The organism is Acinetobacter sp. CIP A162 (assembly GCF_000367905.1).
Lineage (GTDB): Bacteria > Pseudomonadota > Gammaproteobacteria > Pseudomonadales > Moraxellaceae > Acinetobacter > Acinetobacter lwoffii.
Genome location: NZ_KB849159.1, coordinates 67,309 through 80,251, shown reverse-complemented (window position 1 = coordinate 80,251; position 12,943 = coordinate 67,309). Strand labels below are relative to the sequence as shown.

The following is a 12,943-nucleotide window of genomic DNA, read 5'->3' as shown; positions in this document are numbered from 1 at the left end:
TTAAGATAAATAAAAAAAGTCAGGCACATTGCCTGACTTTTTTTATGCCTTATGCATCAGGCACTTTGTGGAATCCCTTGCGGGATAGCACCGAGTAAACGCTTGGTATATTCATGCTGTGGCGATTGATACAACTCATCTGAATTGGCGATTTCCACCAATTCACCATGATTCAGCACCATGATCTGATCTGAAATATATTTCACTACCGACAAATCATGTGAAATAAAGATATAGCTGAGTCCGAATTCATCCTGCAAATCTTGCAGTAAATTCAGCACCTGCGCCTGTACTGAGACATCCAATGCCGAGACCGATTCATCGCAGATCAAAATCTCGGGTTTTAAGGTCAGGCAACGTGCAATCGCAATTCGCTGACGCTGACCACCTGAAAACTCATGCGGGTAACGATAAAAAGCCTGTGCAGGCAAGCTGACCCGCTCCAACAGATCCAAGGCCATTTGTTTGCGCTCTGCATCATCCTGACCAATTTTATGAATCTGCATCGGTTCCATCAGGATTTGTCCAACAGTAAAACGTGGATTTAGAGAAGCATAGGGATTCTGGAAAATGATCTGGATTTTACGTTGATACTGCGTAAATTCCTGTTCCGACATGTCCAAAATATCCCGACCCTGAAACAGTGCTTTACCGCCCGTAGCCTGTTGCAGACGCATCAGCAATAAACCGATGGTGGTTTTACCCGAACCAGATTCCCCGACCAGCCCCAAGGTCTTGCCTTTGGCCAGTTGGAAAGAAATTCCTTTTACTGCTTGAAACTCATCTTTGCCAAACAGTCCTTTACGACTATAAAAAGATTTTTTCAGATCCCGTACATCCAGAATAATTTCCTCTCCGCCTTTTAGTCCACGTGAACGTTGCGGAAGCTGAGTATTCAGGCGGATATCTTCCAGCCAGGTTGAGCCATCCTGTTTCATAAAATCACTAATCATCGGCAAACGTAGCGGACGTTGCGAGAGTTGCGGGCGGCAGTGCAACAAGGCTTTGGTATACATGTCCTGAGGCCGGTCCAGCACCTCCCGAACCGGACCCTGTTCACGGATTTCCCCATGGCGCATCACAATAACCTGATCGGCAATTTCACCAACCAATGCTAAATCATGGGTAATAAACAGCATCGACATCTGGCGACGTTGCCGCAGCGATTCCAGCAAGTCCAGAATCTGCTTTTGAATAGTCACATCCAGAGCTGTGGTCGGTTCATCTGCAATCAACAGTTTAGGTTCACAGGCAATGGCCATGGCAATCATGACCCGTTGTTGCTGTCCACCGGAAAGCTGCCCCGGATAGGCATCGATTTTAGTTTCTGGCGTAGGGATACCCACTTCTTTGAGCAGTTCCAGAGTACGTTGACGTGCCTGTTTTTTATTCATGCCCAAATGTAGTTGCAGGATTTCTGCAATCTGCATGCCTACCGTAAATACCGGATTTAGCGAAGACATCGGCTCCTGAAAAATCATGGCAATGTCTTTGCCGCACATCTGGCGCATTTCACGGGTTTTAAGCTTGAGCAGGTTTTTCCCTTCAAAGATGATCTGGCTATCTTCTGAAATACGTGCGCTTTCTGCCGGAAGCAGGCCCATAGTGGCGAGGGAAGTAACCGACTTGCCACTCCCCGATTCACCTACCAGTGCAACCGTGGTATTGGCCGGAATCTCGAAAGAAACCCCTTTTACGGTCTCAATATATTCTTTATTTTCACCTTTAAAACTGACTCGCAGATTTTCTACGCGAAGTAACGCAGGTGCTGTGCTTGGATTGATTTCAGACATCGTTGCGCTCCTATTTCAGTTTTGGATCTAATGCATCACGGAGTGCATCGGTAAACATCGAGAAAGCAGTCACCAATACCGCCATGGCGATTGAGGCTGCCGCCAGTTGCCACCATTTACCCAAAATCAGCTCGCTTTGCGCTTCATTTAGCATACTGCCCCATGACACTACCCCGATAGGCACACCGAAACCAAGAAAGCTCAAAATGACTTCAGACTTGATAAATGCCACCACCAAAATAGACATCTGTACTAGGGCAATATGGCTGACATTGGGAAAAATATGGACAAACATACGACGCATATTGCTCACGCCAATCGCCTTGGCAGCCAGCACATATTCACGTGCCGTATGTTTCATGTATTCGGCACGAACCAAACGGAAGACCCCGGTCCAGCCAGTCAGACCTAAAATCAGGATGATTGATAAAATACCTTTTTGTTGTAACACTGCGGCAATCGCCAAAACCAGCAACAGATAGGGAATCGAAGTAAAGATATTATAAAACCAGTTGAGAAGATCATCGACCCAGCCACCAAAGTAACCTGCTATTGCACCCAGTGCAGTTCCAATCAGTACAGCGACAAAGGCTGCAATCAGTCCAACCAGAATCGAGGTTTCAGCCCCCTTGATGGTTTTCTGTAAAACATCCTGTCCCCATTTATCGGCGCCGAAGACCAGACTTTGCTTGAGTTCCCCACTTTCATCCATCAGCTGGCCGCCGAGCTCCTGATTAATGGCCTTCATGTCTTCTGCCAGCGGATCGACCACTCCATAATAATCGATGCCTGCACCAGCACCCTGCTCAGCAGCAATTTCAGCATTCAATTCAGCAATGACATCTTTTAAAGGATCAACTGGATTGACTGGTAGAGGTACAGATTCTGCGCCCTGCTCTGTATCAGATACAGCCGGAACTGGCGCTGCACTGATAAAACTCGGCGGTGCATAGCTGACCGCCACTTCTTTATTCCAGTCTTTGGCAATCAGGCCGCTCATTGACAGTACCAGCAGCAGCAGATAAAACAGCACCACATACAGGGAAAACATGGCAATCCGGTCACGTTTCAAACGGCGCATGGCCAGTTGCCATAATCCTGTTGAAGCCGATTCAGGTGCTGCTTCAGCCGCTTGTTCTTTTTTAAATATCGCACTCAGCATAATTCACCTACTTCAACTGTACACGCGGATCGACCCATTTATAGATCAGATCGGCAATCAGGTTGAATATCATGGTCGCAGCAGCGACATAGACCGTAATGGCTTTAATCACAGGAAAATCGGAACGTTCTACCGCAATAATAACTTCACGGCCAATTCCCGGAATACCAAAAAAACGTTCGATCAGGAAAGCACCGATCAGCAGTGCCGGAAGTCCTGCCATCACATCGGTAATAATCGGAATCGAGGCATTGCGCAAGACATGCACGCCCATGATACGGTTTTCACCCAAGCCTTTGGCACGCGCAGTACGTACATAGTCCTGATTGACTTCATCCAGTACAAAACTACGATACAGGCGTAGTGTTGGTGCAATACTGACCACCAACATAATCAGCACAGGTAACAAGGCATATTTGAAAAGGTTGTCAGCGAAATTATCACTCCAACCCTGTACCGGGAACCAGCTCAGTTCATAAGCCATGAAATACTGGAACACGATGATGTAAACCAGAATACTGATCGACATACCGATCGTACACAGCATCATGATCATGCGATCTGTCAAAGAACCACGAACCGAAGCCACACCCAAAGCCAAAATGATAGAAATAATAGTTTGCAGAATGGTCAGTGGAATCAGAATGGTCAGTGAGGGCCCCAAACGGGTGGTGATAATCTGTGCCACCGATTCTCCGGTACTCCAGCTCACCCCATAATCAAAGGTTAAAATCTGCTTGATAAAGATCCAGAGTTGTACGTAATACGGTTGATCCACACCCAGTTGCTGACGGATGTTTTCAATCTGTTCCGCATTGGCCATTTTACCGGCCAGAATATAGGCAGGGTCTCCGCCTACCCAGTTAAACAGCAGGAAAATCAGCAAAATCACCCCGAGCATGGTCGGGATCATTTGCCAAAGCCGTCGAATAATATATGCCAGCATCGCTTGCCTTCCTTAATTTTTTCCAGAGATTTCATTAAAGAAAGCTTTGCTGTCCGGATCACGACCCAAGAAGTCTTTCACCATTTGCTCGCCATGCTTTTGACCACCTTGAGCCAGGACCGTATTGCGATAATGCGCACCGACTTTCTTGTCCATCAGCTGATCGCCAAAGGAGGAAAGCATATCCAGGGCAATGACCTCAGACCACATATAGCTGTAGTAACCTGCCTGATAGCCGCCCATCAGATGCCCGAACTGTCCCGGGAACTGCTGACCGTTAACATAACCCAAGGCAGTTTTACCTTCCATATCCTGCCAGAGTTTTAAAGGCTCAATGTTTTTTGCATCTTTACCATGCAAGGCCATATCATATTGGGCATATAAAGCCTGACGGGCATAATGCAGGCCTCGGCCGTAATTCTTCACATTCTTTAAGCGCTCGGTCATGGCAGCATCCACCCGAGGACATGCCGGCTCACAGTAATCTGCTACTTTTGACAAGGTTTCCAGACGGCGTGCCCACTCTTCATACATCTGTGATGGTGCTTCTACAAAGTCACGCTCTACCGAGGTACCAGACTGTTCTGTATAGCGGGTCTTCGAAAGAATCCCGTGCAAGGCATGACCCATTTCATGCACAAAGGTTTCCAGTTCATTGCTGTTCAAGCCCTTACGGTTAAAATTGGTCACCAGTACCGATACCGGACGACGCTGATTCAGGGTACTGCCGCCATAAGCTCCCCAGACAGCTGCATGCCCATATTTGCCTTCACGCGGGTATTTATCAACATATAATCCGCCCAGGAATTCGCCCGTAGCCTTGTCATGTACCGCATAATATTCCACTTCATCATGCCAGGCCTTGACTTTCACCGGCTTGAACTCAATGCCATAGAGTTCCGAAGAAATAGCGAATAACCATTTTTGCGATGCTTCTGTCGGGAAATAATCCCGCAATTTTTCCTGGTCTACCTTGTATTTGGCCTGACGCAGTTTTTCACTCCAGTAACCCTGATTCCAGCGTGTAATTTCTGCTTTCTCTAGTGGAACTTTTAAAGTTTCAGCCTTGAACTGGCGTAATTGTTCTACATCCTGCTTTTCTAGAGGTGCAACTTTGGCATAAACCTCATCCAGAAAACCGTTCACTGCTTCCGGAGTTTTGGCCATGCGGAATTCAAGCGCAGAATGGGCATAGCTTTCCTTGTCAAAAAGTTGTGCCATTTCATAACGCAGATCAATGGCCTTTTTCATGAATTGCAGGTTTTGTTCAGTCCCGCGACGCGTGTAAGCGGTCTGGTAACGTTTGCGTGCTTCATCACTTTCTGCCAGCTCCATAAAAGGCTGATATTCCGGATAATCAAAGCCAAGCAGATAATTGCCCTTTTCATTTTTCTTTAAATTTGCGATGTAACTTTCTGGCAGGCCTTTCATTTCAGCTGGAGTAAATTCAACTTTTTCAGGGTTATCCCGCACATTTTTGGAAAAATCCTGTCCCAGTTTGGTACTTTCTTCAATAATTTCTTTCAGTCGTTTCTGTTTTTCTGCACTGAGTTGTACCCCGGTGTTCTCAAACTGCTCCAGAATATCTTCTAAAAATTTCTGATCAATCGGATCGCTGGCTTTCAGTTTTTTGAACTGTCCATACAGTTTCGGATTCTGATACAGGGTGGTCTGGTATTTGCTGATTTTAAGTTCACAGTCATCGGCTGCCTGACGCAATGCAGGATCCGGATCGACATTACTATATAGTCCCACTGCTGCACCGAAATCACGGGCTTTGGCATGCAATTCATCCCATTCAGCCAGATAAGGCCCTGCCTTGGCTTTATTTTTAATTTTCTTATTTTCAAATATCTGGATATCTTTTTGCATCGAGGCCAGACTGGCATCACATAAAGACGGAATTTCTGCAGCCTTGAATAATGGCAGCAGCTGTACTTGGGTATCTGCCGCTACACCTTGATATCCCCCCATCATCATTAAACATAAGGTACTTAATTTTAAAGATTTTGATTTCATATTCATCTCCAGATTTTTTCTTACTTTTTCGTATTAATATCGATATACATCCATTCTGAAGACAGAATCGGATGGGACTTATGTCCAATAATTTGGGGTTGGGTCAAAGCGTTACGGTAGGTGCTATAGAGCATCAAGGTCGGCATGTTGACTTCCAGAATCCGGGTCATTTTGCGGTAGAGCAGATCACGCTCCGGTCCAGGCGGCATGCTCTGGGTTTGTTCGTATAGACGGTCGAATTCAGGATGCTTGAAACAGGCATTGTTGGTGACATTGATATTCTTGCCATAGAACAACTGCATAAAGTTGTCAGCATCCGGATAATCGGCAATCCATGCAGAACTCTTAAACATGGTTTTACATTGCTTTTCCAGCTTGATGCCTTCAGCGAATGGCATGGCCTTACTGGTCAGCTGAATATGGATACTGTCCAGGGTCTTTTTCCAGAATTCACCCTGCTGCTGGCCCCGACTGGTATTCCCAGTAATCAGTTCAATCACCAGAGGTTTACCTTCAGGCGTCTTTCGCCAGCCATCTGCACCGATCTTGTAGTTATAGCGGTCGAGCAACATGTTGGCTGCTTTGACTGAATAGGGAATACTGCTTTTATAGGACGGTGAATAACCTGCTACTCCTGGGGGAATAGGCATGTGCAGTTTTGCTCCATCTCCCTTAAGTAATACATTGATCATGTTTTCTACAGAAAATGCCATCGCCATGGCACGACGTAAGGCAATTTTTTCTGGCGCGAAACCACCCACGACCGGGTTTTGCATATTCCAGTAATGGTAACTAATGGAGGGCTCTAAAATACGTGACAGCTTCACCCCCTGCTGTGCCAGCTCAGGCTTTAATTTATCGCCATCAAGGGCCTGTACGACGATATCGCCCTCAATTTCGAGCAGGTCCAGTTCATTTTTCTTAAATGCCAGCATCCGGGATTGCGCTTCTTCAATAACACGCACATCAATAGTGCCGATTTGAGGCATTTTTTTGCCCTGCATGGCTTTTACAATGGCCTGATCTTCTGCACCACTGGCTTTAAAGTCCCAGACAAAACCACGATAAGCTGGATTTGGTTTTAAGATAATCCGTGAGCCTGGTGTCCAGCGGCTGAGCACATAAGGACCAGTTCCCACTGGCCTATTCATGACCCAACCCGCCTTGTCTTTATATTTTTCAATCACTTCACGAGCTACTGCAGCGGCCGGCCCATGTGCCAGCAACATCGGAAAGTTCTGATCCGGATTATTCAGCTTTAATACCAAGGTATAGCGGTCTGGGGTCTGAATACCTTCAAACGGATTTTCATAGGCTTTGCCATTCTTTTTGGTTAGGGCCATCCATGCGTCCAGCCCTTTAATTCGGCCATCCAGCAACCAGCTGTTCGGTGAATGCAGCTTTGGGTCCAGTAGACGTTTCAAGCTATAAGCATAGTCATACGAAGTCAGTTCACGTTTTTTACCGCCAAAGACCGGATCATCGGCAAAATAAATACCCTTTTTGATTTTGATGGTATAAGTCAGGCCATCCGCACTCACTTGAGGCAGACTGACCGCAGTCAATGGCACTAATTTTGCTGGCGAGGCCAGATAATCATAGGTAAATAAGGTTTCAAAAATCGCGGCATTAATTTTGGCTGAATAACGGTCCTGGATATAACCCGGATCAAAACCGGTTTCAGCTGCCAGAAATACTGTTTTTAAAACCTTATTCGGGTTGGCAGGATTGCTAGCCCATGTGGACGCGCCCCCTGCCATCATCAAACCAGCCATTAGCACCCCACTGGCCAGTTTTTTTAAAGTATTTTTATTCACATTCATACTGGTTCTTAATCTTCTCAAGTTATTTTTTAACAGGTTCAATATCCATATATTGCCAAACTGCTCTGGTCACCGGATGGGCCTTAAAACCCTGTACATGCGGATGAATCAACCAGTTACGTATACGAGTATTGTGCAGAATCCATGGATTATCGGCCTCCATCTGACGGTTCATCTGCTCATAATATGGCGCCCGCTGCTGCGGCGGCAGTTTCATCGCGGTCTGGTACAGTGCATCATAAGTTTTGGAGGTATAGCAACTCAGGTTGCCTTGCTGCGCATTTGGCCCATACAGTAACTGGGCAAAGTTTTCCCCTTCCGGATAGTCCGCAATCCAGGCTCCACCCCACATCATATGCTTGCATTGGGTGGCTTCTTTTAAATTGTCAGCAAAATTACTGACCTTGAACTCAATTCGCACCCCGATCGCATCCAGATTTTTTTTCCATAATTCTGCAGAAATCACCGAAGAGCTTGAGCTGGTTGAATTCATTTTTAGTATCAGAGGCTTGCCATCAGGCAAGCTACGGTAACCATTAGCGCCTTTCTTATAACCAAAGCGGTCAAGCAGTTTATTGGCCAGTAATGGGTTATAAGCAATACTGCTTTTATACGTCGGGTCATGTCCACCTACTCCCTCTGGCAAAATCATTTCAGCTTTATCGGCATGACCTTTGTACAGCTGCTGGATAGCTTCTTTCTGGTTATAGGACAAGGCAAGAGCACGACGTAAGGCAATTTTTTCCAGTGAATTTCCACCAATTAACGGATCACGCATATTCATGATGGTATAGGTAATTTCCGGTTCTTTATTCGGATAATGCAGGATGCCTTTTTTCTTGTATTCACTTTTCAGCTGCTTATTTTCCAGTGCCTGTTCGGCACCGCTCGCAGTGAGTTTGTCATAGTCCAGTTGTCCAGACTTTAAAGCCAGCCAGCGAGACTGTTCCTCTTCAATAATACTGATTTTGACCTTGCCAATTTGCGGCATCTGCTTGCCTTGCATGGCTTTGACAATACGTTGATCCCATTCGGAACCATCGCCCTTAAAGTTCCAGACAAAACCGCGATAATTCGGGTTGGCAGTCAGTTCAATACGGCTACGCGGCACATATTTGTGTAACTGATACGCCCCTGTTCCAACCGGATGCTGACCTGCCCGATGACCATAATGTTCGATCGCTTCCCGTGCGGTACCACTAAAAGCAACATAGGCCAGAATGTAAGGAAAATTCAGGTCTGAACGGGTCAAGGTAATTTGTAAGGTATATTTATCTAGAGCTTTTAAACCGGCAATCGGAGCATCATAGTTAAATTTACCCGTTTTTTTAGCCTGCTGGATGACCTGATCTGCGCCAAGAATTTTGCCTTCAATAAAGGAAAAAGAAGGTGAATGATTTTTTGGATCCATCACCCTTTGCATGGAATAAATATAATCCCGGGCGACCAGTTCACGCTTCTTGCCCTGAAAGGCCGGATCCGGACTGAAATAAATTCCTGGCTTGATTTTAAAAGTATAAACTTTGCCATCCTGTTCAACCACGGGTAAAGACTCGGCGGTATTTGGGGCCAAAATTGCAGGCCGGGCCAGATAGTCATAACGCAACAAAGGCTCAAAAATAGCTTCAGCAACGCTACCACTATAAAAATTATAGGTTTTGACCATATCAAAACCATCATCAGGTGCTTCGAAAGCCAAGTTTAAAACTTTATCCGGATGTGCAGATGATTTTGCCCAGGAGGCTTGCCCCGTAGTCATGGCCAAGGCCAAAATTGTCATACTGAAAAATGCTGATTTCAAATTTGTACCTATTCTTGATCTTGAAGTTTTATTGCTATAGGAAGTCTTTAACACATCATCCCATATTTGCTTCAATGGATGGGTCAAAGCTGGACAGATGGAATAAACTGAACAAAGCGAATTTCATGCCATCCTCAAAAAATAACGTTTTTTTCCTGTTATTAACTCAAAAAAGCTTATTTTTATTAATCATTTAAAACATTATCAATAACATAATATTTTCCATGAATCATTAATTAAATTTTTATCCTCAAAATTCTTACTGAAGTTCATTTCGCACAAAAATAACTCAACCCTGTTTCATCTTATTGCACTATTGTATACCTTTAGGTAAACAATAAATAAACACAAGTACTTGTATTATAAATAATTTATTTTAAAAAAATATTATATATTTTATGTAAAAATTATGCACCATGATTAAACTTTATTCAATTTCTCTTTCAGTTTTAGATTCCTTTCTTATTCATTAAATATTTATTTTTTACTTTCTCATGGTTTCCTATAGAGACTTTCTTCAGATTTTAAACCCTACTCTCTTAATATTTCTTCATCAGAATTTAGTAAATCTCTAAAAAAACCAAATTAAATATAATTCTTTCAATCACTTAATGTTTTTTAAAGTTAATAATTTATAAGTTGGCATTCGCTTTGCTTAAGTCCTCCCAGCACTACTTCACATAACAAAAGGGTGAAAATTACGATGAAAAAAAACAAATTGGTCGGATCTATGGGGGCTCCAACAGTTGGCAAGACAATACTCAAGTTAAGTACGCTTACCTTAAGTATGATGTGCTTGTCTTTGGCACATGCAGCCGATGAACCAGAAAACTCTGCCGCTCAACCTACCAAGGTTCAAAAAGTGACAGTGACAGGTTCATCTATTAAAGGAGTAGCTGCACAAAGTGCATCTCCTATTACTGTGCTTAAAGTTGAAGATCTGGTGAATCAGGGGGTCACCACGGTTGAAGAAGCCATTAATAAAGTAAGTGCTAACCAAGCTGGTTTTGCTGTTTCTCAAAATATTGGTAAAAGTAATACTTCAGGTTCTTCTGCCAACCTGCGTGGGATTGGTACTGATAAGACCTTAGTTTTATTAAATGGGCGTCGTTTGGCTAACAGCCCATTTAGTACTTCTGAAGTTAACCTGAATATTATTCCGCTCGCGATGGTTGAGCGAATCGAGATTCTGCGTGATGGTGCTTCTGCAGTATATGGTGCAGATGCAATTGCCGGCGTAATTAACTTTATTATCAAAAAGGAATACCAAGGTTTCGGTATTTCTGGTGGACTGCAAGCACCTGAAGAAAAGAATGGCGACAAATATGATGTCTCTATTTTCGGTGGTTATGGTGATCTGGATGAACAAGGTTTCAACGTTTACGGTGTAGTAGATTATCGTACTTCTGACATGATCATGGCCAAAGATCGTAAAGTCAGCCGTCGTGGTGGTTTAATTCCAGAGTTGAACATGGCGATCGGTTCAAGTGCCGGCTTCCCTGCCAACCTTTTAGATTCAGGTGTAGGTGTAGTTAACCCTTATATCAATCAAAACTGTAATAATGCACCAAATATGTTTGTATCTGGTACACGTTGCCTGTTAAACACTCAAGCACTCATTGGTATTACTCCAGAAGAAGAAACTTTTTCAGCTCTAGGTAAAGGTACCTTCAAATTAACCGATTCATTAAATGCGGTTGCTGAATATATTTATACTGAAAGTAAAGTAAAAACCTCGATAGCACCTGATGTATGGGGAGGTAGTCTTTCTATTCCAAATACCAGCAAATATTATCCAGGCAACGGCATTACACCAGACATCGCTGGTCTGGTAGATCCAAGAGCAGCACTTTATTTACGTTCACAATCAGGTAACCGTGTTTCTCAATCAGAAAATGAATCAAACCGCTTTTTTGCAGGGATTGAAGGTGAAGTCTACGGTTGGGATGTAAATGGTGGCGTTACTTATGCCAAAAGTGAAGCAACTGATAATTTCGTCAGTGGTTACCTGAATCAAAGTTTGGTTCAAGCCGCACTTAATGATGGCACCTTAAACCCATTTGGTCCTCAGGCCGCTGCAGATGCTGGGAAATGGTCTACTTTTGATGTGGCAGGCCCAACAAATATGGCAAGTCTGGATTCTACCACTATAGATTTCACCGTCAGCCGTCCAATCTATGAACTACCTGCAGGTGAAGTTGGATTTGCCTTGGGTGGTAGCTACACCACTCAGGACTGGGAAGCCAAGGTGAATGCCGATCTTGTTCGCCAGGTTCCAGGTTCTGGTATTGATCCAAATAAACCGTCAAGTTCAGGTGACCGTGATATTACTTCGGTGTTTACTGAATTACATGTACCGATCTTGCCGACTCTAGAAGCTCAACTTGCGGCACGTTATGATGACTATAGTGACTTTGGTGATACTTTCAATCCAAAAGTATCCCTACGTTGGGAACCGGTTAAAGAGTTAATGTTCCGTAGTTCTTATAGTACTGGATTCCGTGCCCCAAGTATGTGGGAAATCAACTCTTTACAAAGTGAAACCAATACTAGCACTAACTTCAATAACCCACGTTTTTGTGATGCTAACGGTCAACCGACCAGCACCCAATTTGCAGACCAATGTGGTATGCAGTTCAAGCGTAAACAAGGTGGTAACCCAGACTTACAGCCAGAAGAATCAACCTCTTTTACAGCCGGATTCGTATATGAACCAATCAAGAATCTGGTATTCACCGCTGATTACTACAATATTGACATTGAAGGTTTAGTCAGCTCAGTTACTCCTAATGACATTTTTAATGACCTTGATCGCTATGGCAATCTGATCGTTTACGCTCCAGATGGTCGTATCCAGTATTTAAATACAACTCTACAAAATATGGGTGGATTAAAAACTGAAGGGATTGACCTCAGCCTGAACTACTTAAGCCCAATGACAGCAACAGGCCGTTTTGGTTTTGGGATTGATGGTACCTATGTCATCAAAATGGATGAGCAAGAAGAACCAAACGGTGAATGGGAAGGGCTCGTCGGCATCTATGATGATCCTGCAGTCGTCCGCTGGAGACATATTGCCAATATCAACTGGTCTTATGAAGACTGGAAAATGAGACTAGAACAACAATATATCCGTGGTTATGAAGACTTTTCTCAAGAACGTGATGTAAGTGCCTATACGCTTTATAACTTTGCAGGCACCTATAGCGGATTCAAGAATTTAGAGCTAACTGCAGGTATTCGCAACATGTTTGATGCAGAACCACCTGCTTCTGATGCAACCAACAATGCTCAATATGGCTATGACCCTCGTCACGGTGATCCAATGGGCCGTACCTACTTCCTACGTGGTACTTATAAATTCTTTTAATTAATTACTTCGCAAACACTGCTGCCAAG

Annotated in this window: 7 protein-coding genes; 1 reads left to right on the top strand and 6 read right to left on the bottom strand. The window is 44.1% G+C overall.

Going from position 1 to position 12,943, the window contains the following annotated elements; all coding sequences use genetic code 11:
* Nucleotides 1–56 precede the first annotated feature (56 nt).
* From F995_RS06730 to F995_RS06705, 6 genes are read right to left on the bottom strand one after another with little or no spacing between them, the layout of a single operon-like run.
* Complete coding sequence (locus tag F995_RS06730) at nucleotides 57–1,793, bottom strand: ABC transporter ATP-binding protein (protein ID WP_004646091.1); 1,737 nt, start codon at nucleotides 1,791–1,793, stop codon at nucleotides 57–59.
* 10 nt (nucleotides 1,794–1,803) lie between these two features.
* Nucleotides 1,804–2,955, bottom strand: coding sequence for an ABC transporter permease (locus F995_RS06725; RefSeq protein ID WP_004646090.1), 1,152 nt, complete (start codon nucleotides 2,953–2,955; stop codon nucleotides 1,804–1,806).
* Between the two features lie 7 nt (nucleotides 2,956–2,962).
* Nucleotides 2,963–3,901, bottom strand: coding sequence for an ABC transporter permease (locus F995_RS06720; protein ID WP_004646089.1), 939 nt, complete (start codon nucleotides 3,899–3,901; stop codon nucleotides 2,963–2,965).
* 12 nt (nucleotides 3,902–3,913) lie between these two features.
* A complete protein-coding gene (locus F995_RS06715; RefSeq protein ID WP_004646088.1) occupies nucleotides 3,914–5,920 on the bottom strand; it encodes a M3 family metallopeptidase in 2,007 nt (668 codons plus the stop codon).
* A 20-nt stretch (nucleotides 5,921–5,940) separates the two neighbouring features.
* Entirely contained in the window at nucleotides 5,941–7,743 is a 1,803-nt protein-coding gene (locus F995_RS06710; RefSeq protein ID WP_004646087.1) for an ABC transporter substrate-binding protein, read from the bottom strand.
* A 22-nt stretch (nucleotides 7,744–7,765) separates the two neighbouring features.
* Entirely contained in the window at nucleotides 7,766–9,523 is a 1,758-nt protein-coding gene (locus F995_RS06705) for an ABC transporter substrate-binding protein (protein ID WP_004646086.1), read from the bottom strand.
* Nucleotides 9,524–10,247: 724 nt separating this feature from the next.
* Between F995_RS06705 and F995_RS06700 the strand changes: the two genes are divergently transcribed.
* A complete protein-coding gene (locus tag F995_RS06700) occupies nucleotides 10,248–12,914 on the top strand; it encodes a TonB-dependent receptor (RefSeq protein WP_004646085.1) in 2,667 nt (888 codons plus the stop codon).
* Nucleotides 12,915–12,943: the final 29 nt, after the last annotated feature.

What these genes read in the sequence shown, in the direction of transcription:
- F995_RS06730 (WP_004646091.1), bottom strand. Translation starts at nt 1,793, where the DNA reads ATGTCTGAAATCAATCCAAGCACAGCACCTGCGTTACTTCGCGTAGAA.
- F995_RS06725 (WP_004646090.1), bottom strand. Translation starts at nt 2,955, where the DNA reads ATGCTGAGTGCGATATTTAAAAAAGAACAAGCGGCTGAAGCAGCACCT.
- F995_RS06720 (WP_004646089.1), bottom strand. Translation starts at nt 3,901, where the DNA reads ATGCTGGCATATATTATTCGACGGCTTTGGCAAATGATCCCGACCATG.
- F995_RS06715 (WP_004646088.1), bottom strand. Translation starts at nt 5,920, where the DNA reads ATGAAATCAAAATCTTTAAAATTAAGTACCTTATGTTTAATGATGATG.
- F995_RS06710 (WP_004646087.1), bottom strand. Translation starts at nt 7,743, where the DNA reads ATGAATGTGAATAAAAATACTTTAAAAAAACTGGCCAGTGGGGTGCTA.
- F995_RS06705 (WP_004646086.1), bottom strand. Translation starts at nt 9,523, where the DNA reads ATGACAATTTTGGCCTTGGCCATGACTACGGGGCAAGCCTCCTGGGCA.
- F995_RS06700 (WP_004646085.1), top strand. Translation starts at nt 10,248, where the DNA reads ATGAAAAAAAACAAATTGGTCGGATCTATGGGGGCTCCAACAGTTGGC.